This window comes from Sphingobium fontiphilum (genome assembly GCF_014196635.1).
GTDB lineage: Bacteria > Pseudomonadota > Alphaproteobacteria > Sphingomonadales > Sphingomonadaceae > Sphingobium > Sphingobium fontiphilum.
The window spans coordinates 868,856-892,982 of sequence record NZ_JACIEB010000001.1; the positions used below are offsets into that span (position 1 = coordinate 868,856).

Here is a 24,127-nt window from a genome sequence, read left to right on the forward strand (position 1 = left end):
ACAAACGGTGATAGATTTCACTCGTGGTTTCCAGCCCGTGCCCTCGCCAGCAGGTCCTTTAGCGCATCGAACGGCACCAAGGTGCATCTACCGATCTTGACCGTTTCCAGCTCGCCTGACGCAATCAGCTGGTAGAGCTTTGACCGGCCGATTCCGGTCATCCTCACGGCGTCGGGAATCCGAACGGCAAGCGGTTCGGCACCATTGGTTCTGGCCGTCTTAGGGCGACGATCGAATGGGAGGTCGAGCTGTTCGTCCTTCGCCGGCGTCTTGGCTTCCCGGCTCCTCATTCTCCCTTCTCCTGCGCGAGCTTTTCAAGCTGCCGCTTATGCGCTTCATGCACCTTCGTCCGGAGGGTCGTATCGGGATGGGCAAGCAGAAGGCCGTCGAGAGCGCACATGATGAAGACCAACCGGCGCTTGATGAATTCCGCGTTCTGCCTCGCTTCCTCACGTAGCTCTTGGCCTTGGAACAAGTCCGTGACGATGGCGCCGATCCATTGGCTGCGGCTTTGTTTGGCGCGGGTGGCTTCATCTTGAACCCAGGCGGCGACATGCTTGGGCAGGTAGGTCTGGATGGAAACATTGCGTGTCATGCTGGACTCCATGTTGGCGGAGCCTAGAACGCACTGCGAAAGGCAAGTTTGTTCTACTTATGTTCGAACCGGTCGTCAAGCTCGTTGAAACTGGCAGAGTTCCTTGCCCTCCGGCCAGATGTGATTTGCGTGGATGGACAGGGCTGGTCGCAAGTCAGATTTGACGGAGAAGCTGCCAATTTCTCATACAGTCATTAAGTTACTGTAATATATGAAGTATATTCTGGATATTACCTGCGATTTGTCGCGTAGGGTGTGCTCTGCACTGTGCCCAGCTTTTCGGTCTCACGTCGATTATTTCCCCGCAACAGACCGAACAATATCGGGTCGTCGGCCTTGGGAATCGCAGCCGCTGCGGCGCCTGATGCAGGTTCTGTCAGTGCTTGAAGCAATGCTCTCGATGCCACGCCAAGAAGGCCGGATGCGGGCGTTCTAGTGGTCGCTGGGGCGGGATGGCGAAGCCGGTCCGGTTGATCAGCGAGCGGATGCTATCGGGGTCGTTCGCATGTCGACTGACAAGGATTTCGAGATCGTCGTTTAGTCCGATCAGGCCCCGATCGAACATCCAATGGACGGTTCCCGAAAGGGCGATACCGTTGGTTACGATGTCCGGCCCGCCTCGATCCACGGAGCGGATATGGGCTGCCTCGACCTCGGCGCGGCCGCCGCCGTTGATAAGCTTCAGGCCAGTCACCGCGCAACGGGCATCATAGGCCTCGACCACCCGGCGGCGGAACAGACGGTCACGGACGAGCCTTGAACCGAGATTGGCCACGCGGTCCCGCTCGATTTCGAACTCGAACGGAGAGCGCTCCTCGCGCAGCATGTTGTCGGCCGTCTCATCGACCCTCGGCAGGAAGCTGTCATCTTCCGCAAGACCAAGGTCGATGATGCGGTTGAAGTCCTCGATCGACAGGGGCCGGACTGCCGATTGGGCGCGACCCGAAATCTTGCCCTGCTCATTGAGAACGCCGCGCTCGACCAGCCCCAAAGAGCCATTGAACGGGACCGGATTGGGGAAGTCCAGGTAAGTGCCGGGTTCGATCAGCGCGAGATACATGTCCTTGGCGGTTGGGTCCGGCACGACATGGGCTACTTTGGCCACCGCGAAGTATCCGCGCGTGTCGCGGATCTTGCTTGGCTCGTAGTAGATGATCCAATCGCCAATGCAGGCGCTGACGCGGGTCAGGTATTGGCGCGGGAACTGATACTGCTCCGCCGGGCTGTCGTCGTAGATCGAGTCGGTGCGATGAACGAAGATACCATTGGTCATGGCGCTCCCGCTTCCCCGTCAGCAGAATAGGCGCTCGCGCCGATCATCGGAACCTCCTCCGTGGGCACTTCGGCCACATCCGGCAGGCATTCCTGCCCGGCGTGCGCCCTAACCTCGGTTGCCCGTTCCTCGATCTCCTTTGCAAAGACCTCCAACATCGTCGAACCCACTGGCATTGCTGCCACCTCCTCGACCGCTGCGGGCAGTTCGCGCAGCAACCGTGCCGTCACCTGTTCCACCCGCCGCACCGTTCCTCGCGCTGCCAGTCCTGCGGCTTCGGCCATGCGCCGCCAGTGGCGACCGTAGATGTGCCGACCGCGGCGCTGGCCCCCGATCGCCTGGGCGTGGTTCTGGGTGATGTTCGCCCAAGCGAGCCCGGACATCAGGTCGTAGAGCGGGGCAAGCTGCGGCGCGCCCGGGCCGAGCAGGATCGAGTAATTCTTGGCGTGGGAGTCGACGTTGCCGATGGCGATATTGAAGATAACGGCGTCCAGCAGCCGGGTGATGTCGCGCGCCGTCATATGCTGGCGGACAACCTTGAACATGTCGGCGATCGAGGGGCCGCGCGTGCCGGTGCCGTTGAATTCATACTTGGCGGCGGGCGGGCGGCCGAGGGCTTGGCAGAAATCCTCCTGATGCAGGCGGCGGACATTGGTGCCGGTGCCCGTACGGTCATAACGCTCGACAAGCAGATAGCTGCGCTTCCCCGCAACGCCGGTTGTAACCGGCGCGACATTGAGACCGATCCTGCGAGCGAGAACCATGCACAGCGCCTCATTCTGGACGCTGCCGGGGAGGCGTGGATTGTCGGGCTTGAGGATATGGGTGGATGGCGCGCCGTTGATCGGCACCGCAATCTGCCCTCCGATGACGGCCACCGGCAGCTTTTCCTGCGCGCCGGCAAGGCTCATCGAGACGCCGTCCTCGCAAACCAGAAATGGCCGCGAAGGCAATTCCTCGATGATCCGTTCCAGTGCGTCGGTATCCGGGATCGGACGATAGCCGGGCTTTCCGCGTGGCTGCTGCGGGGCGATGCTGAGCGCGCCTGCCAGATCGTTGCCGGTCTGTGCGATCAGGCCGAGTGCATCTTCCGGCGCAGCGCCGAGCGCCCGCGTCATGGCGCGCAACGGTTCACCCTCCGGCAGAAGGTTCATCAGCCAGGGAAGGACCTGCTCTCCGTCATAGGGCTCCGACCGGATCGGCATCGCCAGCGAGACCGGGAAGCTGTCAGCGGATGAACTCCAGGCATCCGCATAGGCAAGGCGTGTTGCTTGCGCGTCAGCGCTGATCGTGGCGACCAGGCGGTCTTCGTAGTGAACCGGAAGGTCCACCGTCAGGCCTGCGAAATGCCGGTTGCGGTGAGCCGCAGGCCCACAGCCTTGGCTGCGGCGAGTGCCTTGCCGAGTTGCGCGGTGGGCTTGCCTGCTTCCAGATCGACAATGAAGCGTTCGCCGCTGTTGATGGCGAGTGCCAGCTCCCGCTGGGTAAGGCCAAGGGCCTTGCGGGCCGAGGCCACGGCTGCGCCGAATTGGATTGCGTTGTCGATCATGTCAGTCTTACCGAGCGGGAAGTTCTCATATGTGCTGTAGAGTTTCAAGAGCTTTTCTTCCCGATCGGGAAGGAAGCCTCTTGATGCTGAGGTCTATCCGGAAATTCTTACCGCTCGGTAAGTTTATTGATAGCCTGTGCGGAGGTTCCGTGCTATCGAGGACGCGTCGAAGTCAGTGGATCTGTCCATGTCGATCGCGAGCGCTCAATACGACGATGAAGAAATGCTGGCCATGACGCGGGCGGCCGCTGCATTGGTCGCGCGCTGGGGCGTTCAGGATGCAGCAACCGAGCGGCTTCTCAACGGCGAAGGGCGGGCTGCAGCGCTGCTCGGCATTCATCGCGCATTGCGATGCATATTCGCTGACAGCGATAGGGCCGCGCGGTGGATTGGTGCACCTAACGAGGCCTTCAATGGGGCCAGCGCGCTCGATCTCATGCTGGCAGATGGCCTCGCCGGTATGCGGCGCGTCGAGGCCTACCTCGATGCGGAAATCGCTAGCTGAACAGATTGGTGACAGATCCTGAGCGGTGCAGCAGGATCAACCCGGCAATGCGCTCGCAGCGCCCGATGGCTTGCGGAAGCTGCCTTGCAGCACCTTTGCACCGGACCTTAGCTGGTCGAGATAGTCCGCCCAGCTCTGCATCATCCTGATCCGTTCATCCCAGTGCTCTCCGCGTGCATAGGCGCGGCGGACGTCATCGGTCTCGGCATGGCCAAGCTGGCGCTCGATCGCGTCGGGGTTCCAATGGCCTTGTTCGTTCAGCAGCGTGCTGGCCATGGCGCGAAAGCCGTGGGCAGTCATCGTGGTGCCATCAAACCCCATCCGCCGCAGCGCGAGGTTGATCGTGTTTTCGCACATCGGCCGGTCACGCTTCCCCTGGGCGGGGAATAGGTAGCGGCGGTTGCCGGTGATCTCGCGCAGCTCTTCCAGGATGGCGAGCACTTGACGGCTGAGCGGCACACGGTGCGCGACGCGCATCTTGGTCTTGTCGGCGGCGATGGTCCAGATGTTGCGGGTGAAGTCGAACTCGCTCCATTCAGCCTGCCGCAATTCGCCGGGGCGAACGAACACATAGGGCGCAAGCCTCAAGGCTGCATGGGTAACCGGATAGCCTGAATAGGCATCGATCGCGCGCAGCAGAGCGCCCGCTTCTTTCGGCGTGGTGATGGCCGCGCGGTGCGTCACCTTAGGCACGATCAGCGCGCCGCGCAGGTCTGCCGACACGTCGCGGTCCGCGCGGCCGGTGGCAATGGCATAGCGGAAGACCTGTCCGCAGGTGCTACGCAGTCGTCGTGCGGTTTCGTAATGGCCGCGCTTCTCAACCGCGCGTAGCACGGCCAGCAATTCGGGAGCCTTGATCTCGCCCACCTTGCGATCTCCGATGATGGGGTAGGCGAATTCGAGAAGCCATGTCAGCTTGCCCACGGTCACATCGGCACGGCCCTCGCGTCGGGCCTTGTCGAGCCATTCTTCCGCCACGGCCTTGAAGCTGCTCACATTGGCGAGCGGCCCGGTGATCTTGTCGATCTTTCGCTTGGCCGCTGGGTTGATCCCCTCGGCGATCTGCTTCTTGATCTCCAGCCGCTTGGCTCGCGCCTCGGCAAGGGTGATGGTCGGATAGACCCCGAGTGCCGCAGTGGCCCGCTTTTCACCGAAACGATAGTCCATCCGCCAGTATCGTTGACCCGCGGCCGTCACCAGCAGGTACAGCCCGCCCCCATCAGAGAGCTTGTAGGGCTTGTCGCGCGGCGCGGCTTTTCGGACGGCCAGATCGGTCAGCATGGTGCCACCTTTGTCGGTTTTGATACCGTCAGATATACCGTCATGTACCGCCAATTTCAACGATTTCGGCTGGATGCCGATGGACGCCAAACTTGTCGTAAGTAGCTGTTTTCTTGGATTTTTCCGGACACTTGTGGAAGCGTCCGGAAAGAAAAATGGTGCCCAGAAGAGGACTCGAACCTCCACGACCTTGCGATCGCCAGCACCTGAAGCTGGTGCGTCTACCAATTCCGCCATCTGGGCACGGGGTAGGAGGGCGCCTCTAACGGGTGCCTTTCGGGCTGTCAATCGCGCCAAAGCGTTTATTGCATCTTTTTCCCATGCACTTGCCTGCGCCGCTTGCGGCGGGGCATGAGAAACTTTGATTATCGCCATTTCATCTGGATGCGCCCTATGCCGGAAATGCCGCCCCTATCGCTCTTTCCGCGCGCCGACGGCCTGAGCCTTGCCTATCGCCATTCGTTGGGCATCGGCCCGACGATCATTTTCCTGCCTGGCTACATGTCCGACATGGACGGTGGCAAGGCGGTCGCGCTGCATCAATGGGCGCTGGCGCAGGGGCGAGCGATGCTTCGGCTCGACTATAGCGGCAACGGCGCGAGCGAGGGCGCGTTCGAGGATGGAACGCTGGCCAGCTGGCGGGATGATGCGCTGCTGCTGATGGACCGGCTGACGCAGGGCCCGGTGATATTGGTGGGGTCTTCCATGGGCGGCTGGCTGGCGCTGCTCATCGCGTTGGCCCGGCCGGATCGGGTGGTGGGCCTTGTCGGCATCGCCGCCGCGGCCGACTTTACGGACTGGGGCTTTGACGCTGGCGACCATGCTATATTGGCGACCGAAGGGCGGATCGTCGAGGACAGCCCCTATGGCGACCGGCCGACAGTAACGACCCGCGCCTTCTGGGAATCGGGGCAATCGCTGCGGTTGCTGAACAGGCCCATCGCCATCGATTGCCCGGTCCGTCTGCTTCAGGGGCAGGACGACCCCGACGTGCCCTGGCAAACGGCGCTGACCATCGCGGCGCTGGCGCGTTCATCCGACGTGCAGACGATATTGATAAAGGATGGCGACCATCGCCTGTCGCGCGACGCCGACATCGCCCTGTTGATCCGCACCGTCGCGACCCTTGCCGAAAGCCTGTCATGCCCGTGATCCTGCCCCTTGCGCTGATGCTCGCCCCCCAGGCCTATGATCCTGAGATTGAGGCGATCCTGCGCCGCCCGAAGCAGGAGAAGACGCAACCGGCCCTTGCCCCCGCCCTGCCGCCGTCCGATCAAAGCCCGGGCGCGCCCGCCGACGCAAGCGCCCCCGCCCTGCCCGTCCCGCCGGAGATCGCCGGACCATTTCAGGCCTGTCTCGACACGGCCATCGATTCGCCCGACGCGGGGATCGCGGCGGCCAATGACTGGCGTTTGAAGGGCGGCGGATTTTATGCGCGCCATTGCCTGGGTTTCGCCTATGCCCGCGCCGAGCGCTGGGCGCCCGCCATGGTCGCTTTCCAGCAAGCGGCCGAAGAGGCAGAACGCGCGGGCGCGATGCAGCAAAGCGCGCAGCTATGGGCGCAGGCTGGCAATGCGGCGCTGGCCGGGGGAGACGCCGCCAAGGCGCGCGATCATTTCGATGCGGCGCTGGCGCGCGGCCTGCCCGACGGGATGGCGAAGGGCGAGGTTCAACTGGATCGCGCCCGCGCGCTGGTGGCGATCAATGATCTGATCGGCGCGCGCGATTCGATCGACGCCGCGTTGGACCAAGCGCCCCGCGATCCGCTCGGCTGGCTGCTGTCGGCGACACTGGCGCGCCGGACCGGCGAAATGGCACTGGCGCAGGCCCATATCGCGCGCGCCGTGCAATTGTCGCCTGATGACGCGGCGGTGGCGCTGGAGGAGGGCAATATCGCCATCCTCACCGACCATGAAGATATCGCCCGCGCCGCCTGGCAACGGGCTGTCAGGCTGGCCCCGGCCAGCGTCGAAGGCCGCGCGGCGGCGGACAATCTGAGCCGACTGCCCGCCGCGACGCCGATCAATTGAGGTAAAAATCCACGGTCGTGACGACCCGCACCTTCTTGTAGGGCGTATCGCTGGCGCCGTCACCGCCTTCGCCATCGCGGGCGTCGATGGAGAAATAGCCCTGTGTCGCGCTCTTGATGCCGCCGACGCTCGTGCCGCTATCCTGCGCGAACTGCTCGGCGGCGGCGCGCGCGTCCTTGGTCGCAGCGGCGACCATGTCGGGCTTTACGTCGTTCAGCTTGGTGAAGCTGTAACGCATACCCGACCCTTCCTGAAGGGTCACGCCACGGCGGACCAGGTCGAATTGCTGGGCCACGGCCTTCTGCGCGCGGGCGATGTCAGTCGTGCGCAGCAACATGCGCTGGGTGATGGTGATGTTATTGACGCCGTTGTTATAATATTGGCTGACCCCCGCTCCTGTCGGGGTCAGTTCAGCAGGCTTGAAGCCCAGGCTGGTGAAATAGGCGCGCAGTTCGCGGGTGTTGGCGTCGATATCGGCGCGCACGGTCGGGAGGTCGAACCCGGTCGCCGAATAGCTGATCGACCAGGTGGCGAGATCGGCAGTCACATCCTTTTCGGCAAGGCCGCGCACGGTCACCGACCGGTCGGCGGCCTTCGCCCGTTTCAACCCATCGCCCAGCAGATAGCCGCCGCTCACCAGACCAACCGCCAGCAGACCGGCGCAGCCCAGCAGCACCTTGTCGCGCAAATCCATCGCCATGCGTCTCAACCCCTCTTCCAATGGCCCATGGGCCGCCCTATTTCTGAATCACCCTCTAACCACCCCGAGATGAACCGTTGCTTTCCGGCGACGAATGGAGCGGCCCTTGCCCAAATATCTGCATAGCATGATCCGTGTCAGCGACATCGACGAAACAGTCGCCTTCTTCAACCTGTTGGGGCTGGAGGAACAGAAGCGGTTCGACAGCGAGGCCGGGCGCTTCACGCTGGTTTTTCTGGCCGCGCCGGGGGATGAGGATGCGCAGGTCGAACTCACCTATAACTGGCCGCCACAGGATGGCGGCGCGCCAGAAGTCTATGGAGAGGGGCGCAATTTCGGTCATCTCGCCTATCGGGTGGAGGATATTTACGCCACCTGCCAACGCCTGATGGACGCGGGCGTGACGATCAATCGACCGCCGCGCGACGGGCATATGGCCTTCGTCCGCACCCCAGACGGCATTTCCATTGAACTGTTGCAGGACAGTCATCTGGAACCGGCCGAACCCTGGGCCTCCATGCCCAACACCGGCCATTGGTGATCGCCATGCTGGAGGTCGTCCGCATTCCCGTGCTCAACGACAATTATGTCTGGCTGATGCATGATGACGCCAGCGGCGAAACGGTGGTGGTCGACCCGGCGGTGGCCGACCCCTCGCTGGAGGCGGCGGCGGCGCGCGGCTGGCGCATCACCCAGATATGGAACACCCATTGGCATGGCGACCATGTCGGCGGCAATGCGGCGATCAAGGCCGCGACGGGGTGCGCCATTACCGGGCCGGCGGCGGAAGCTGGCAAGATCAGCACGCTGGACGTGCTGGTTGGCGAAGACGACATGGTCCGCATCGGCGATCATCAGGCGCGGGTGATGGCGGTGCCCGCCCATACGGCCGGACATATCGCCTATCATCTGGCGGACGACGCGATGATCTTCGTCGGGGATACGCTGTTCGCCATGGGCTGCGGCCGCCTGTTCGAGGGCACGGCGGCGCAGATGTTCGACGCGATGGCGCGGTTCGCGGCCCTGCCCGATGAGACAATCGTCTATTGCGCGCATGAATATACCCAGTCCAACGGCCGCTTTGCCCTGAGCGTGGAGCCAGACAATGCCGCCCTTGCCGCACGGATGGCGGCCGTTGACGCTGCCCGCGCGCACGGCGAAGCGACGGTGCCGACCAGCATTGGGCTGGAGCGCGCGACCAATATCTTCATGCGTGCGAAAAATGTCGATGAACTGGCGGCGCGACGTGCGGCAAAGGATGCGGCCTGACGGTTTTGGCGTTATCATGGCGTCTTACGAACACAACAATAATGCGGAGTGACGACCATGCGCGGATGGATGCTTCTGGCTCTGGCCCTGCCGCTGTCCGCCTGCACGGGCAGCTATGAACCCGCACCGCTGACCGAAAAACAGCTGGTCAGGCTGGAGAAGGAACTGGCGGGGAAGCAGGCGGGCGAAAAAACAAGCTGTATCAGCCGTTTCCCCTCGACCAACCTGCGCGTGATCAGCGATAATGTGCTGATCTATCGCGTCAGCAGCAAGCTGGTCTATCGCAACGACCTGATCGGCAGTTGCACGGGGATCAGCCGGGGCGACACTCTGGTGGTGCGAAGCTTCAGTTCGCAATATTGTCGGGGCGACATCGCCCGCGCCGTCGACATGACGACGCAAATCGTCGGCGGCTCCTGTGCGCTCGGCGATTTCACCGCCTATCGCACGCCGTCGAAAAAATAGCGCCGGATCGCCGTCAATTCTTGTAAAGCGCGTCCAGCCGGTCTTGGTATCGGGCGCGGATGACGTGGCGCCTGATCTTCATCGACGGCGTCATTTCGCTGTTTTCGACCGTGAAAGGCTCGTCCGCCAACGTCAGGCGCCGGACCTTTTCGATCACCGACAGATCGGTGTTGACCCGGTCGACCGCCGCGCGCAAAGCCGCCATATAGTCGGCGTTCGCCGCAATGCCCTGCACCGCCACGCCATGCGCCGCCGCCCATTCGCGTGTCCAGTCGGCATCCGGCACGATCAGGCCCACCAGATGCGGCCGCCGGTCGCCATGCACCATCGCCTGCCCGATTTCGGGTTGCAGGGTCAGCATCCCCTCTACCTTCTGAGGTGACACATTGTCCCCCTTGTCATTGACGATCAGGTCTTTCTTGCGATCCGTGATGCGGATGCGGCCATGGGCGTCGATTTCGCCAATGTCGCCGGTGTGCAGCCATCCGCCCTGCAACACCCGCTCGCTTTCGACCGGGTTGCGCCAATAGCCGTGCATCACCAGTTCGCCGCGCACCAAAATCTCGCCATCGTCGGCGATCTTCACTTCCACTCCGTCGAGCGGCGGCCCCACCGTGTCCATCGCAATGCCCGCGCGCGGGCGATTGCAACTGATGACCGGCCCGGCTTCTGTCTGGCCATAGCCCTGAAGCAGGGTCAGCCCCAGCGCGTCGAAGAACAGGCCGACATCAGGGTTGAGCGGCGCGCCACCCGACACCAGCGCCTTCATCCGGCCGCCAAAGCGCCCGCGCACCTTGGGCTTGATCGTCCGCTCCAGCAGCGCCTTCATCGGCAGGTCAAGGATGGACGACTTGCCGTCCCGCTCCTTCGCGCCGATCCTCAGAGCCTGCTGCAGCAGGAAAGCGGGCAACCGCCCCTGCTTTTCGATGGCCTTCATCACCCGTGCGCGCAACACTTCGAACAGGCGGGGAACGACGACCATGATGGTCGGGCGCACCTCCTCGATGTTCGCCGCCAGCTTCTCCAGCCCCTCGGCATAATAGATCTGCCCGCCCAGAATCATCGGCAGAAACTGGCCACCGCTATGTTCATAGGCGTGGGAAAGCGGCAGGAAGGACAGGAACACTTCATCCCCCCAGCCGAAATCCTCCGCCACCAGCCCACCCGCGCCCTCCACATTGGCGAGGATCGCGCCATGATGCTGCATAACGCCGCGCGGCGCGCCGCCGGTGCCGCTGGTATAGATGATGCAGGCGAGGTCCTCGCGCCGCGCCGTCTGCGCCGCCGCGCAGGCGGCGACATCGGCGGGGTGCGCGGCGATCAGGTCACGCCACAAATGGCAGGCGACCTGCCCCTGCACCCCGCGCACCGGCTCCATGCCGATGACGAAGGCGGCCTGGGATCGCAGCACGGCGGGCATCATCGTCGCGGCGAGCTTCGCGGTCGATACGATCACGCCGCGCGCGCCGCTGTCGGTCAGGATATGTTGATGATCGCGCGTGGTGTTGGTGGTGTAGGTCGGCACCGTCACCCCGCCCGCCGCCATGATGGCAAGGTCGGCGATGCAGAATTCCGGCCGGTTCTCGCTGACCAGCATGATGGGATCGCCCGCCCGCAGCCCCTGCGCCTTCAGCGCGGCGGCGAGAGATGCCACCTGCGCGGCGACCGCGTTCCAGCTGAGCGATCGCCACTGCCCGTCAACCTTGCGCCACAGGAAGGGCGTATCGCCCTTCTCGCCTGCGCGGGCGAAGAACATCGTCACCAGATTGGGGAATTTTTCTATCGCCTTCAAAGGCTCGCCTCCTGATCGCCGACGCATCTTTTGCGCGCCTGTCCCTGAACGCACGGCTATAACCGCGCAGTTCCCTTACGGCCACGGCTTTCTGCGGAAAATTTCAGTCGAACAGGCCGTCCTGCGCGCCGGGCGGCGGCGCGATCCCCAGATGTTTCCAGCCCGGCCCGTTGAGGCATCGTCCCCGCGCGGTCCGCGCGATCAGGCCCAGTTGGATGAGATAGGGTTCGATCACTTCCTCGATCGTGTCGCGCGCTTCGGAAAGGCCGGCCGCCAGCGTCTCCACGCCCACCGGCCCGCCGCGATAAATGTCGGCGATCATGGTCAGATAGCGCCGGTCCATCAGGTCGAGGCCCAGATTGTCGACCTCCAGCCGCTCAAGCGCCGCATCCGCGGCCTTCGCATCCACTGCCGGCGTCCCGGCGACATGAGCGAAATCGCGCACCCGGCGCAGCAACCGCCCGGCAATGCGGGGGGTGCCGCGCGAACGCCGCGCAATCTCCGCCGCGCCATCGGGCGTGATGGCCAGGTCCAGCAGGCGTGCGGCGCGACGCACCACCAGTTCCAGTTCATCGACGGTATAGAATTGCAAGCGCACGGGAATGCCGAAACGGTCGCGCAGCGGTGTCGTCAGCAGGCCTTGTCGCGTCGTCGCCCCGACCAGGGTGAAGCGCGGCAGGTCGATCCGGACGGAACGCGCCGAAGGCCCCTCCCCGATCATCAGGTCGAGCGCCCGATCCTCCATCGCGGGATAGAGCACTTCTTCGATGGCGGGATTAAGCCGGTGGATTTCATCGACGAACAGCACGTCGCCCTCATCCAGGTTGGTGAGCAGCGCGGCGAGATCGCCGGTCTTGGCGATGACCGGGCCGGACGTGGCGCGGAAGCCAACGCCCATTTCCTTCGCCACGATCTGCGCCAGCGTCGTCTTGCCCAGCCCCGGCGGGCCAAAGAACAGAACATGATCGAGCGCCTCGCCCCGCGCCCGCGCCGCCTCGATAAACACGCGCAGATTGTCGCGCGCCGCCTGCTGCCCAATGAACTCGGCCAGCGACTTGGGCCGCAGCGCCGCGTCGACGTCCTCGGGCCGACGCGCGGAGGTCAGGAGGCGGTCGTCAGTCATTGCAGCAACCGATGGAATTTGCGCATTCCTGCCTTATCCAACAGGAAGCGCGCTGCATTTATCGCACCTCGCGGCGCAGCGCATTGAGCATTAATTTCTGAAAATCGATAACCCCGCTCATCGACACGCTCAAAAACAAGCTGTTCCCCGTCAATGCAAATATCATTTTCATCGGACGATACCCAATGCTCGGGATATAGCTCCCAAAGCTTGGCACTTGACGTTTGCTGGTGAAACTCCGCCATGTCGGCGGCAGAAATTCTGAAAATGCGGGAGATGGTCTTCTGCCTGCGGCCCGACCGACCCAGCGTGACGAGAATAACGTGACCGACAAACTTGCCGTCGGTGCGCTCATCCACTCGGATCACAAGTCGAACGCGCACGATACCGCTGATCGACAGCCTGATTCTACTGGCATTACCGGCGAGGGCATCCGGCAACCACAGTGGCGTTTCACCGACCGGAAGATCTCGCCACCAAACAGAATCAACCACCTCCGGCGGGAAAAACTCCTGTTTCTTTGCCGTGATGGCGCGCGCACCTGATGCTAACAAAGCAACACTCAGGATCGCCATGGCAACATGCTGACGGTAACGCGGAGACATCACTTCGCCGCCTTACGCAACGCCAGCCGCACCAGCGCGTCGAGGCTCGCGCCGTCGCCCAGTTCAGCCTCCGCCGCCGCCACCGCGCTGCTCGCTTCGGCCGGCTTGAACCCCAGATTCTGGAGCGCAGACAGCGCGTCGGCGGCCAGTCCGCCCACAGGCACGACAACGCCGCCGCCGACAACCGCGCCCATCGGGCCGGATGGCGCCGCGCCGATGCGGTCCTTCAGTTCATTGGCGATGCGTTGGGCGAGCTTCGGCCCGACGCCATTGGCCCGCGCGATCATCGCCTTGTCGCCGGTGGCGATGGCGCGGTGCAGTTCGGCGGGCTCCAGCGCCGACAATATCGCCAGCGCCACGCGCGATCCCACGCCCTGCACGCCCACAAGAAGCCGGAACCAGTCGCGCTCGTCGGCGCGGGCGAAGCCGACCAGGCGAATCGAATCCTCCGACACCTGCATCTCGGTGTGAACCGTCACCGCCTCGCCCACCGTGCCCAGCGCGGCCAGCGTGCGCGACGATGCGCTGACCAGATAACCGACCCCGCCCACATCGATAATGGCATGGTCGATGCCGGTGCTGTCCAGCAATCCTTTCAGCTTCGCGATCATGGCCGGCGCCCTTTGGTCATGTTCTGTTCCTTACAGCCAAATGCGCGCCATGCCAGCGGGAAATAATCGCGTGTGCGCGGCACCAAAGCGGCGGCCATGCGTAGTGGAAGCCAAACCCATCCTCAAAAACGCTGGAAACCTGATGTCCCTTCCCCTGCTCACCGCCCGCGATTTCGAATATCCCGCCATCAAACTGTCCGGCGTCGTCGACCATGGCATGTATCTGCATTTCGGCAATTGCCTGGCGGGATCACCGCAGCAGGGGCTGGTCGTCGTCGAAATCTCGACATTGGGCGGCGACCCGGAAATCGCCCGGATGATGGGCGAGGATATTCGCTTTCAGTCCGATCTCTACCCCGACCGTCGCCTCGTCTTCCTCGGCAAGACGGCCGTCTATTCGGCGGGCGCGACCTTCATGAGCTTCTTCGCGCAGGAGAATCGCTATCTGGCGCGCGGCACCCGGGTGATGATCCACGAACGGCTGATTACGAAAGACATTCATCTGCAAGGGCCGCTGTCGACCTGCATCGCCACGCTGAAAGCCGCACTGAACGAGATCGAGGCGTCCATCGAAATCCAGAATGAAGGCTTCGCCAACCTGATCCTGGGGTCACAGGTCAGCATGGAGGACGTTCTGCGCCGCGCGCCGGAAAACTGGTATCTGGAGGCGAATGAGGCCGCATCGCTGGGTCTGGTCGCCGCCGTCCTGTAACGCCGCCGTCGCACAAATATTTCATTGCGAAACGATTGGCTGTTGCATTGCAACAAGGGGTGGCGTTTGATCGCGCCATGTTAAAGGCCGCCCTGCACCACCTGACCGCCTATCGTTACAGCCGCCCGATCCGCCTGGGTCCGCAGGTCATCCGCCTGCGCCCGGCGCCGCACAGCCGGACGAAAATCCCCAATTATGCGCTGAAGATCGAACCGGCGGGCCATTTCCTGAACTGGCAACAGGATCCGCACGGCAACTGGCTGGCGCGGATCGTCTTTCCCGATCCCGTCGATCATTTCTCGATCGAGGTCGACCTGCTCGCCGATCTCGACGTCATCAATCCGTTCGATTTCTTCGTCGAACCCTATGCGGAGGAATATCCCTTCGCCTATGACGAGCAGATCAGGACCGACCTTGCCGCCTATTTCGACACCGAGGCGCAGGGGCCGCTGTTCGAGGAACTGGTCGCCCAACATGCGGGCCATGAAGGGCGCACGGTCGATTTTCTGGTGGAGGTGAACCGCAGGCTTCAGGAACGGATCGGCTATGTCATCCGCATGGAGGCGGGCGTCCAGACGCCGGAGGAAACGCTGGAGGTCGGCACCGGCTCCTGCCGCGATTCGGCCTGGCTTCTGGTGCAGTTGCTCCGCCGCCTGGGCTTTGCCGCGCGTTTCGTGTCGGGCTATTCGATCCAGTTGGTGGCGGATGTCGAACCGCTGGACGGGCCAAAGGGCGTGACGCAGGATGTGGTCGACCTGCACGCCTGGGCTGAAGCCTATGTGCCCGGCGCGGGCTGGATCGCGCTCGACGCCACATCGGGCATGTTTGCGGGCGAAGGCCATATACCGCTGTGCGCCACGCCCCATTATCGCTCGGCCGCGCCGATCACCGGCATGGCCGAACCGGCCGAAGTCGATTTCAATTTCGAAATGAGCGTCAGCCGCATTGCCGAAGCGGTGCGGATCACCAAGCCGTTCACCGATGCCCGCTGGGATGCGGTCATGGCGCTGGGCGCGCAGGTCGACGCCGATCTAATGGCGCAGGATGTGCGGCTGACCACCGGCGGCGAGCCGACCTTCGTCGCGGAAAATGGCGGCGATGCTGGCGAATGGAATGGCGACGCGGTTGGCCCGACCAAGGCGGGCTATGCCGACCGGCTGATCCGCGCGCTGCGCGAAAAATTCGCGCCGGGCGGCATGCTGCACCATGGCCAGGGCAAATGGTATCCGGGCGAAAGCCTGCCGCGCTGGGCCTATAGCGCCTATTGGCGGCAGGATGGCGTGCCGATCTGGCGCGACGGCAGCCTGATCGCGACCGAACAGGCCCCCGAAGGCGCACGCGAACTGACGCCCGACGATGCCGCGCAATTCCTGACGCTGATGGCGACGAACATGGGCTTTTCGGGCGAATATCTCCGCCCGGTTTTTGAAGATCCGGCGGTGTGGGCGGTCAAGGAAGCCGACCTGCCGATCAACGCCACGCCCGAAGACCCGAAAATTGACGATGCCGAAGCGCGCGCGCGCATGGTCCGCACCTTTGCGCGCGGCCTCGACACCCCGGTCGGTTATGTGCTGCCGGTGCAGGCGTGGCAGAGCGAGGTCGCCCGCCCCCGCTGGCAGAGCGAGATATGGAACCTGCGCCGGGGCAAGCTGTTCGCGGTGCCGGGCGATTCGGCGCTGGGCTATCGGCTGCCGTTGGGATCGCTGCCCTATGTGCCGCCCGCTTCCTTCCCCTATATCCATCCGCGCGACACCAGCGAGCCGCGCGAGCCGCTGCCCGATTTCCGCAAGCAGGTAACCGAATCCGCCACGGCCGAGGAGGTGAAGGCGCAGCAGGTCCGGCATGTGCCCGCGGCCGAGGGCGGCGCCAACGCCCAGTTGCGGATCGAACAGGAATTTGTCGAGGGCGCGGTCCGCACCGCGATCACCGTCGAACCGCGCGGCCATTTCCTGTCGGTTTTCATTCCGCCCGTTCAGCGGCTGGAGGATTATCTGGAGCTGATCGCCGAGGTGGAGGCGGCGGCGGAGGCCACGCGGATGCCGGTGCGGATCGAGGGCTATGCCCCGCCGCCCGACCACCGGCTGCAAGTGCTCAAAGCCACGCCCGACCCCGGCGTGATCGAGGTGAACATCCAGCCTTCGTCCACCTGGGACGAAACGGTGCATATCACCGAAGAGCTTTACGCCATCGCCCGCACATGCGACCTGACCGCCGACAAGTTCATGGTCGACGGCCGGTCGGTGGGCACGGGCGGGGGCAATCATATCGTGCTGGGCGGCCCGACGCTCAACGATTCGCCCTTCATTCGGCGGCCGGATTTGCTGAAGAGCTTCGTCCTCTACTGGCAACGGCACCCTTCGCTATCCTATCTCTTCTCCGGCCTGTGCATCGGCCCGACCAGTCAGGCCCCCCGCATCGACGAGGCGCGGCATGACGGGCTGTACGAGCTTGAAATCGCGCTGGCGCAGGTGCCCGCGCCGGGCGAAGGAGTGCAGCCCCCCGCATGGCTGGTGGACCGGCTGTTCCGCAACCTGCTGGTCGACGTGACCGGCAACACCCACCGCACCGAAATCTGCATCGACAAGATGTTCTCGCCCGATGGCCCGACCGGGCGACTCGGTCTGCTGGAGTTTCGCGGTTTTGAAATGCCGCCGGAACCGAAGATGAGCCTGGCCCAGCAATTGCTGCTGCGCGCGATGACGGCGTGGTTCTGGCGCCAGCCGCAACAGGGGCATCTGGTCCGCTGGGGCACCACCCTGCACGACCGTTTCATGCTGCCCCATTTCGTCTGGGCCGATTTCCTTGAGGTGCTGACCGACCTGCGCGGCGCGGGTTATGATTTCGATCCCAACTGGTTCGAGGCGCAGCGCCAGTTCCGCTTTCCCGTCCATGGCGAAGTCGATGCGGGCGGCGTGGGCCTGGAAATCACCCATGCGCTCGAACCCTGGAACGTGCTGGGTGAAACCGGGGCGATTGGTGGCACGGTGCGCTACGTCGACAGTTCGACCGAACGGTTGCAGGTGCGCGCCACGGGTTTGGTCGCGGGTCGCCACATCATCGCCTGCAACGGCCGCCGCGTACCGATGACACCGACTGCGGTGCCCGGCGAAGCGGTCGGCGGCGTGCGGTACAAGGCATGGTCGCCCGCCAATTGCATGCACCCCAATCTGCCGACCAACGCGCCGCTGACCTTCGATGTGCTGGACAGTTGGAACGGCCGGTCGCTGGGCGGCTGCGTCTATCATGTCGCCCATCCGGGCGGGCGCAATTACGACACCGTGCCGATCAACGCCTATGAAGCCGAAGCCCGGCGCAAGGCGCGGTTCCAGGATTATGGCCATACGCCTGGGCAGGTCGACATGCCGCCGCCCGAACCGGCGAGCGAATTTCCGATGACGCTGGATCTGCGCTGGTGGCATCGGGGCCTGTAACCACTACGGACGCGCCGCGCCGGGACAGGATCGCCGACTGGGCGTCCGACTATCTGGGCCGCGCGCCTGCCGGAGACCTGTTCGCCGCCGCGCCCGCCGAAACGCGCGACCATTGGCGCGCGATGATGGCGCGCCTGTCGACGACGACCCAGGGGCGCCCGGCCGCACTGGCTGAACTCATCGAGCGACAGGCGGTGGACCTCGGCATGGCGTTCCGCCTGACCGGCGACCAGCAGGAAAGGGCCTGGCCGCTCAGCCCCCTGCCCCTGCTTGTCGGCGCCAGCGAATGGGCGCTGATCGAACGCGGCCTTTCGCAGCGGGCCGAGTTGCTGGAACGGGTGCTGAGCGACATTTACGGCGCACAGGCGCTGATCAGCGACGGCAGCCTGCCCGCCGCCATCGTGACGGGCAGCCCGCATCACTGGCCGGTGGTGAATGGCGTCCGCCCGCCGGGCGACCATCATCTGCATTTCTACGCCGCCGATCTGGCGCGCGGGCCAGAAGGCGAATGGCGGGTGCTGGCCGATCGGGTGCGAACCCCGGTGGGCGTGGGCTATGCGCTGGAAAACCGGCTCGCCCTGTCGCGCGCGACCGGCGACCTGATGGCGTTGATGCACACACGCCGCCTTGCCCCTTTCTTTGCCGACATGCGCCGGGGCCTTGCCGCCGATTGCGCGCGGGCGGAACCTCGCATCGGCCTGCTGACCCCCGGCCGTTTCAACCAGAGCTATGCCGAACAGGCGCATCTGGCCCGTTATCTGGGTTTCCTGCTGGTCGACGGCGAAGATCTGATCGTCAGCGAAGGCCAGCTTTATGTTCGCACCATTCAGGGGTTGAAACGGGTCGATGGCCTGTGGCGATGGATGGACAGCCGCTTCCTCGATCCGTTGGCCTTTGACGGCCGCTCGACCATCGGCGTGCCCGACCTGTTCGATGCCTGCCAGCATGGCAGGCTGATGCTGAGCAACTGGCCGGGTGCGGGCGTGATCGAATCGCGCGCCTTCGCCGCCTTCATGCCGCGCCTGTCCGAAGCGCTGACCGGCGAGCCGCTGATTCTGCCCAACATCGCGACATGGTGGTGCGGGCAGGATGCCGAGCATGACCATGTCGCCGACCATCTGGACGATCTGGTGATCGGCTCCGCCTTTGACCGCGAGGTGGCGGGGCTGGAGGGGCGGCATTTCCTGCCGGGGTCGGCGATGGCGCCCGAACGGCGCGACCGGCTGCTGCGCGCCATGGCCCGGCGGCCGATGGATTATGTGGGTCAGGAAGTTGTCCGCCTGTCGACCACGCCCGCCATTGTCGACGGCGATCTGACCCCGCTTCCCTTCACCCTGCGCGTCTTCGTGGCGCGCGATGGCGATGGCCAGTGGAAGATCATGCCCGGCGCATTCGCCCGCCTTGCCGCCCATGGCGACATACGCGCCGCGCTGATGGGCGAAGGCGACCTGTCGGCCGACATGTGCGTCATCGACGCCGCGCCGGTGCCGCCCGACAGCCTTCTGGGATCATCGGGACAACCCGCCATCCGCCGGGTCGTCGGCATGTTGCCCGCCAAGGCGGCGGACAATCTCTACTGGCTGGGCCGCTATATCGAACGGGCCGAATCGACCCTGCGCATCGTGCGGGCCATTGTCGGCGGATCGCTGGAGGCGGATATGGGGCTGGCGCTCGATATGGCGACCAAGGATCGGTTGCTCGAAGCGCTGGTTTCCCGCGGCGCCATCGCGTCAACCGCCGGACCGATCGGCGCGCTGTGCGCCACGGCCATGGGCGACGCCGCCCAGCCCGGCAGCGCCCGCGCCCTGATGACCGCCATCGCCACCATCGGCGCAGGGTTGCGCGACCGGCTGGCGGTCGATTTCTGGCGCATCGTGCGCCTGCCGCTGCCCCATTTCGACGCCGGATCGACCGAAAGCCTGCTGGAAGCCTCATCAAAGCTAATCGACCGCCTGTCCGCCCTGTCGGGCCTTGCCGCCGAGAACATGCTGCGCACCGATGGCTGGCGTTTTCACGACATGGGCCGCCGGATCGAGCGCGCCATCAACGCCTGTCGTCTCGCCAGCGCCTTTGGCGGCGATTCTGCCAGCGACGACGACCTTTCGGTGCTGCTCGACCTCAACGACAGCCAGATCAGCTATCGCAACCGTTATCTGGCGGGGCCGTCGCTGCTGCCGGTTCGCGATCTGGTGCTGCTGGACCCGGCCAATCCCCATTCGCTGGCCTTTCAGGTCGCGCGGCTGGCCGAGCATCTGGCGGTGCTGCCGGTGCTGGCGCGCGACGGGTTGCCCGAAATTCCCCAGCGGCTATCCGGCGCGCTGGCGGCGGAACTGGCGCCGATGACGGGCGACAATCTGACCATGGACGCGGTCGAGGACTTGGAATATCGGCTGCTGACCCTCTCCGATGCGATCGGGCAGCGTTACTTCCTGCAATATCGCAAGACGGACAAGGCGGAAGGATCGGCGCTGCTGTCATGATCTATGATGTCCGGCACCTGACGACGGTGCGTTACGACGCGCCGGTCCGGCTGGCGCGCTTCAACCTGCGCTTGCGCCCGGTCGCCTGGCCGGGGCAATGGACGGACGACTATAGCCTCAGCATCGACCCGCAACCGCAATCGATGCAGGAGCGGTCGTCGCCCTGGCCGGTTCACGTCGTCCGGCTGCTCATCGAAAACCCGCTGCGCGAAATAGGCATCGAAAGCCGCTTTCGCGCGGGCGTCAGCGGCGGCGCCATCGAGCCGCAGGCCGGCGACCCCACCATCGGCGCAGTGGCGGCGGCGGCCCTGCTCGACCCCGCCATCGACCCGTCAGCTCCGGCCCGCTACCTCTATGCTTCGCCCCGCATTCCGCTGCTGGCGGAAATCGACCTGTGGACCGGCATCGACCTGTCGCCCGACCGGCCGGTCATCGCCGCCGCGCTGGCGCTCGCCCGTCGCATTCAGGGCGAATTTTCCTATGATCCCGATGCGACCGATGCGGCCACGCCGACCGCTGAAGCCTTTGCCGCGCGCCATGGCGTGTGTCAGGATTTCGCCCATGTCATGGTCGCCGCGCTGCGCCTTGCCGGCCTTCCCGCCGCCTATGTCAGCGGTTACCTTCGCACCGATCCGCCGCCCGGAATGCCGCGCCTGGTGGGCGCGGACGCCATGCACGCCTGGGTCATGCTGTGGTGCGGGCCGACGCGCGGGTGGATCGGGTTCGATCCGACCAATGGCTGCATCGCGGGGGACGCGCATCTTTTCGTCGCCATGGGTCGCGATTATGCCGATGTGACGCCCATCGACGGCCTGTTCGTCGGCAATGCCGGGCAGCATATCGACACTTCCGTCGACGTCATGCCGATCAGCAAATGATCCGGTTCAACCCAGCCGCTCGAACAGCAATTTCATGCCATGGCGCGGGCGAATGGTCAGGCGGCTGATCGGCTCGGGCTTGTAACCCGGCTTCACCGACAGGCGGAAGCGGCGCAGGATCGTCGCCATCACGATCATCACCTCCTGCTGGGCAAAGCCCGCGCCCACGCACACGCGCGGCCCCCGACCAAAGGGGAACCAGGCCTGCTTGACCATCTCGGCATTGGCCGGATCGTCGAAGCGGTCGGGATCGAAACTGTGCGGGCAGGCCCAGTTATTCTTGTTCCGCTGCGTCAGCCAGGGCGCGACGACCAGCATGGATCCGGTTTCCAGATGCTTGTCGCGCATGTCCACCGGACAGCTCACCTCGCGCGGCAGGAAGGCGACCGGCGGGTAAAGCCGCAATGTTTCGCGAAAGACGTTCCGCAAATGATGGAAATCCCTGAGCATATGAGGCTCCAGCGGCTTGCCGTCCGAAACGCTCGCGACTTCCTCACGCAGCTTGTCCTGAATATGCTGGCATTCGGCCAGGATATAGAGGCCCCAGGTCATGGTGCTGGCCGACGTTTCATGCCCCGCCAGAAACACGGTCGACACCTGATTCATCACCTGTTCCAGCGTGAAATGCTCGCCCGTCGTCTCGCTCTTCACCTCGATCAGGCGCTGAAGAATGTCGTCATGCGGGGCAGCGCCGGTCGCGTGATAATCGTCATAGCGTTTCTTCACGATGCCGAAGAAGACGCTGTGAATGTCGGCCGCCGGGCGCAGCGAGCGTTTTTCGAACCAGCGCGAAGGCAGTCCGTAAAGGCCCAGCATCGACGCCGAGTGGCTGAGACGCTGAAACTTGCCGAAGGCGCGATGGATGATGGCGGAGCCTTGCGGGCTCAGCGGCTCGGAAAAGAGCGTGCGGAAAATGATGTCGGCCGCGACATGGGTCATCAGCGGGTCGATGTCGATCGGGCGGCGATGGTCCAGCCCGTCCAGCCGGTCGGCCAGATCATTGGCGGCGGCGACCATGGACGGCATGGATTTGTGCAGGGCGGTGGTGGCGAAAGCCGGGTTCACCATCGCCCGCTGATTCGCCCAATCCTCGCCATTGGCGGAAAAGACGCTGTTGCCGATCAGCGGCCACAGGCTGTTGGACAGTTCGCGATGCTTGGGAAAGGTGATGTTGTCGCGCAGGATGCGGTCGACCAGCGGCAATTCATTCGCGATATACATGGTGATGCCGGGCATTCGCAGCTCGCCCATCATCATCGTATAGCTTTTTTCGAATAGCACATGGATCCAGCTGTGCCAGGCGACGGCAAAGCGGCGCAGGCGCGTGCGCTTGTTCTTGGGCGGTTCGGGAAATGGCGGCGTGAACAATTCGGTCAAGGGATCGTCCTGAAGGCTGCGACGGATTGGTCCAGGCGAAGCGGCCCGGCCGTCAGGCTGATGAAATCGACCGGCGAAATGCGATCGCCGACCCGCAGATAGTCGAAATGCGCCTCATATTTGTTCGACCAGCCGCCATGATAATTTTCCGGATCGTAAAACAGGTGGAAACGCGGCGAAAGCATGTCGACGCGCGCCGCGCATTGATCCGAAACAAGGGTCAGCGGATTGACGTTGAAATAGGCGGCGCCATCGGGCGGCGACGAGATGTCGACATAACGAAACGCCCGGTCGGTGAGCGCGGCAAGGTCGGCATGATACCAGGCCGCATCGGTGCGCAGCGCGATGACCGGCACCACCTGCCCCAGCCCCAGCACCGCGAAATTGTCCGGCACGCGGCCATCCCGATATTCCATCACCCGCCGCATCACCGACATGGACAGGATAGTCCCTGCGCTATGCCCGATCAGCAGCACCTCATCCCACGGCCCGTCCATTTCCTGCGCGATCCGCCGGGCGAACAGGTCAAGTCGCTCGTCCAGCGCCTCTCCCGGTCCGCCTGCCGCCAGACAATGATGATAATAGGTGAAGCGCAGCAGCCAAGGCACGACCAGCTTGTTCAGCCAGCGCCCCGAAAGCGCGACGCTGACCGCAATCCCCGCCAGCGCCGCCAGCCAGAAGGGCAGCACCGTCCACAGCAGCAAGGCGGGGACCAGCGCGAAAAGCAGCGGGATCATCACCGCGAGAAAAGGCGGATAGCAGATGGTGAGCACCGGCCCGGGGCGCAGTTTCTTCATCCGCCCGAACTGCATGAAGCGGCTGTGGCCGACATAGGTGGCGATGGAGCGCCAGGCGAGAATCAGAGGGTTCCTGATCCACACCTTGCCGACCATATCTTCCCAGCGGAGATATTCATAATCCGTCTCGACGCCGTCGGCCGGATTGTCGACCGTCCATTGCGCGGATGAAGCCGGACCGGAGCGCCGTGCGCTGACGCTCACCGGCTTGCCTGTCGCCGCCGACCAGCGTTCGGCCTGCTCGCGATAGAGCTGATGGTAAAAACGCACGCCTCTGGGGTCGAATCCGCCCAGGTAGAAGACTTTCCGCTTGAACTTTTCCATGGCCCCCGTCCTAATCGGGCCATGACAACACCCGAACGCGACTACTGCTATTTCATCGACCACCGGAAATACAACCGAAATGTCGGTTGTCGGCGGCATGACAATATGTATGGCATCAATGGCGGGGGCAGCGAACGGGATCGCTGGCGGGCGGATTTTCATTTTTTCCGCCATATGCGCGACAATGGCGATCCCATGGCGCTACCCGCGCTGCTCGCCTGCCTCAGCTTCGGCTGGTTCTGCTGGAATTATCACCCCGGCAAGGGGCTATGGCGCGGCCAGTTGCTGCGCCGCTTCGTCAAGGCGCCCGATCAGAAGGGGAAATAGGCG

Annotated in this window: 24 protein-coding genes and 1 tRNA gene; 11 read left to right on the top strand and 14 right to left on the bottom strand. The window is 64.2% G+C overall.

Features of this window, described 5'->3' with window-relative positions; genetic code table 11:
- Window positions 1-17: 17 nt before the first annotated feature.
- From GGR44_RS17060 to GGR44_RS04030, 5 genes are all read right to left on the bottom strand, one after another.
- On the bottom strand, window positions 18-290 hold the full coding sequence (locus GGR44_RS17060) for a helix-turn-helix domain-containing protein (RefSeq protein WP_183954110.1): 273 nt from the start codon (window positions 288-290) through the stop codon (window positions 18-20).
- Complete coding sequence (locus GGR44_RS04015) at window positions 287-595, bottom strand: hypothetical protein (RefSeq protein ID WP_183954111.1); 309 nt, start codon at window positions 593-595, stop codon at window positions 287-289. Before GGR44_RS04015 ends, GGR44_RS17060 begins: the two co-directional genes overlap by 4 nt.
- Window positions 596-971: 376 nt before the next feature.
- Complete coding sequence (locus tag GGR44_RS04020; RefSeq protein ID WP_183954112.1) at window positions 972-1,868, bottom strand: HNH endonuclease; 897 nt, start codon at window positions 1,866-1,868, stop codon at window positions 972-974.
- Window positions 1,865-3,199 carry a HipA domain-containing protein gene (locus GGR44_RS04025; RefSeq protein WP_183954113.1) on the bottom strand — a complete coding sequence of 445 codons (1,335 nt, stop codon included), beginning with the start codon at window positions 3,197-3,199 and terminating at the stop codon, window positions 1,865-1,867. The genes GGR44_RS04020 and GGR44_RS04025 overlap by 4 nt, the downstream gene beginning before the upstream one ends.
- Window positions 3,200-3,201: 2 nt before the next feature.
- Window positions 3,202-3,417, bottom strand: a complete 216-nt coding sequence (locus GGR44_RS04030) for a helix-turn-helix domain-containing protein (protein ID WP_183954114.1) — start codon at window positions 3,415-3,417, stop codon at window positions 3,202-3,204.
- A gap of 187 nt (window positions 3,418-3,604) precedes the next feature.
- Between GGR44_RS04030 and GGR44_RS04035 the strand changes: the two genes are divergently transcribed.
- On the top strand, window positions 3,605-3,922 hold the full coding sequence (locus tag GGR44_RS04035; RefSeq protein ID WP_183954115.1) for an MbcA/ParS/Xre antitoxin family protein: 318 nt from the start codon (window positions 3,605-3,607) through the stop codon (window positions 3,920-3,922).
- A gap of 36 nt (window positions 3,923-3,958) precedes the next feature.
- Here GGR44_RS04035 and GGR44_RS04040 read toward each other — a convergent pair whose 3' ends face one another.
- Window positions 3,959-5,203: a tyrosine-type recombinase/integrase gene (locus tag GGR44_RS04040; RefSeq protein WP_183954116.1), complete on the bottom strand. Its 1,245-nt coding sequence runs from the start codon at window positions 5,201-5,203 to the stop codon at window positions 3,959-3,961.
- Between the two features lie 156 nt (window positions 5,204-5,359).
- Window positions 5,360-5,446 (bottom strand) — tRNA-Leu (locus GGR44_RS04045).
- Between the two features lie 159 nt (window positions 5,447-5,605).
- On the opposite strand from GGR44_RS04045, the gene GGR44_RS04050 reads away from it, so the two are divergent.
- Complete coding sequence (locus tag GGR44_RS04050; RefSeq protein ID WP_183954249.1) at window positions 5,606-6,355, top strand: alpha/beta fold hydrolase; 750 nt, start codon at window positions 5,606-5,608, stop codon at window positions 6,353-6,355.
- The gene (locus tag GGR44_RS04055) at window positions 6,346-7,233 is read left to right on the top strand and encodes a tetratricopeptide repeat protein (RefSeq protein WP_183954117.1); all 888 of its coding nucleotides are present in this window, start codon (window positions 6,346-6,348) and stop codon (window positions 7,231-7,233) included. Before GGR44_RS04050 ends, GGR44_RS04055 begins: the two co-directional genes overlap by 10 nt.
- On the opposite strand, the gene GGR44_RS04060 is transcribed toward GGR44_RS04055, so the two are convergent.
- Window positions 7,226-7,933 carry an SIMPL domain-containing protein gene (locus GGR44_RS04060; protein ID WP_183954118.1) on the bottom strand — a complete coding sequence of 236 codons (708 nt, stop codon included), beginning with the start codon at window positions 7,931-7,933 and terminating at the stop codon, window positions 7,226-7,228. The two genes, GGR44_RS04055 and GGR44_RS04060, sit on opposite strands and share 8 nt — an antisense overlap.
- A 106-nt stretch (window positions 7,934-8,039) precedes the next feature.
- On the opposite strand from GGR44_RS04060, the gene GGR44_RS04065 reads away from it, so the two are divergent.
- From GGR44_RS04065 to GGR44_RS04075, 3 genes are read left to right on the top strand one after another with little or no spacing between them, the layout of a single operon-like run.
- Window positions 8,040-8,474: a VOC family protein gene (locus GGR44_RS04065; RefSeq protein WP_183954119.1), complete on the top strand. Its 435-nt coding sequence runs from the start codon at window positions 8,040-8,042 to the stop codon at window positions 8,472-8,474.
- 5 nt (window positions 8,475-8,479) lie between these two features.
- Window positions 8,480-9,202: a hydroxyacylglutathione hydrolase gene (gene gloB, locus GGR44_RS04070; protein WP_183954250.1), complete on the top strand. Its 723-nt coding sequence runs from the start codon at window positions 8,480-8,482 to the stop codon at window positions 9,200-9,202.
- 57 nt (window positions 9,203-9,259) lie between these two features.
- Window positions 9,260-9,667, top strand: coding sequence for a hypothetical protein (locus GGR44_RS04075; protein WP_183954120.1), 408 nt, complete (start codon window positions 9,260-9,262; stop codon window positions 9,665-9,667).
- A gap of 13 nt (window positions 9,668-9,680) precedes the next feature.
- Here GGR44_RS04075 and GGR44_RS04080 read toward each other — a convergent pair whose 3' ends face one another.
- The 4 genes from GGR44_RS04080 to ruvA form a co-directional block, all read right to left on the bottom strand.
- Window positions 9,681-11,423, bottom strand: a complete 1,743-nt coding sequence (locus GGR44_RS04080; RefSeq protein ID WP_183954251.1) for an AMP-dependent synthetase/ligase — start codon at window positions 11,421-11,423, stop codon at window positions 9,681-9,683.
- Between the two features lie 139 nt (window positions 11,424-11,562).
- Window positions 11,563-12,582 (bottom strand): Holliday junction branch migration DNA helicase RuvB, encoded by a 1,020-nt coding sequence (gene ruvB, locus GGR44_RS04085; RefSeq protein ID WP_183954121.1) that lies wholly within the window; start codon window positions 12,580-12,582, stop codon window positions 11,563-11,565.
- Complete coding sequence (locus GGR44_RS04090; RefSeq protein ID WP_183954122.1) at window positions 12,579-13,187, bottom strand: hypothetical protein; 609 nt, start codon at window positions 13,185-13,187, stop codon at window positions 12,579-12,581. The genes ruvB and GGR44_RS04090 overlap by 4 nt, the downstream gene beginning before the upstream one ends.
- A complete protein-coding gene (gene ruvA / locus GGR44_RS04095) occupies window positions 13,187-13,798 on the bottom strand; it encodes a Holliday junction branch migration protein RuvA (protein WP_183954123.1) in 612 nt (203 codons plus the stop codon). The genes GGR44_RS04090 and ruvA overlap by 1 nt, the downstream gene beginning before the upstream one ends.
- Window positions 13,799-13,940: 142 nt before the next feature.
- Here ruvA and GGR44_RS04100 point away from each other — a divergent pair, with 142 nt between their 5' ends.
- The 4 genes from GGR44_RS04100 to GGR44_RS04115 all read left to right on the top strand — a co-directional run bounded on the left by GGR44_RS04100 (window position 13,941) and on the right by GGR44_RS04115 (window position 21,299).
- The gene (locus GGR44_RS04100) at window positions 13,941-14,510 is read left to right on the top strand and encodes a Clp protease/crotonase-like domain-containing protein (RefSeq protein WP_183954124.1); all 570 of its coding nucleotides are present in this window, start codon (window positions 13,941-13,943) and stop codon (window positions 14,508-14,510) included.
- Between the two features lie 77 nt (window positions 14,511-14,587).
- Window positions 14,588-17,941, top strand: coding sequence for a transglutaminase family protein (locus tag GGR44_RS04105; RefSeq protein ID WP_183954125.1), 3,354 nt, complete (start codon window positions 14,588-14,590; stop codon window positions 17,939-17,941).
- Window positions 17,923-20,421 (top strand): circularly permuted type 2 ATP-grasp protein, encoded by a 2,499-nt coding sequence (locus tag GGR44_RS04110; protein ID WP_343052291.1) that lies wholly within the window; start codon window positions 17,923-17,925, stop codon window positions 20,419-20,421. The genes GGR44_RS04105 and GGR44_RS04110 overlap by 19 nt, the downstream gene beginning before the upstream one ends.
- Window positions 20,418-21,299 carry a transglutaminase family protein gene (locus tag GGR44_RS04115; RefSeq protein WP_183954126.1) on the top strand — a complete coding sequence of 294 codons (882 nt, stop codon included), beginning with the start codon at window positions 20,418-20,420 and terminating at the stop codon, window positions 21,297-21,299. The genes GGR44_RS04110 and GGR44_RS04115 overlap by 4 nt, the downstream gene beginning before the upstream one ends.
- 6 nt (window positions 21,300-21,305) lie before the next feature.
- On the opposite strand, the gene GGR44_RS04120 is transcribed toward GGR44_RS04115, so the two are convergent.
- Both GGR44_RS04120 and GGR44_RS04125 read right to left on the bottom strand, forming a co-directional pair.
- Window positions 21,306-22,676 (bottom strand): cytochrome P450, encoded by a 1,371-nt coding sequence (locus tag GGR44_RS04120; RefSeq protein WP_183954127.1) that lies wholly within the window; start codon window positions 22,674-22,676, stop codon window positions 21,306-21,308.
- A complete protein-coding gene (locus GGR44_RS04125) occupies window positions 22,673-23,797 on the bottom strand; it encodes a hypothetical protein (RefSeq protein ID WP_183954128.1) in 1,125 nt (374 codons plus the stop codon). Before GGR44_RS04125 ends, GGR44_RS04120 begins: the two co-directional genes overlap by 4 nt.
- A gap of 21 nt (window positions 23,798-23,818) precedes the next feature.
- Here GGR44_RS04125 and GGR44_RS04130 point away from each other — a divergent pair, with 21 nt between their 5' ends.
- Window positions 23,819-24,124, top strand: coding sequence for a hypothetical protein (locus tag GGR44_RS04130; RefSeq protein ID WP_183954129.1), 306 nt, complete (start codon window positions 23,819-23,821; stop codon window positions 24,122-24,124).
- Window positions 24,125-24,127: the final 3 nt, after the last annotated feature.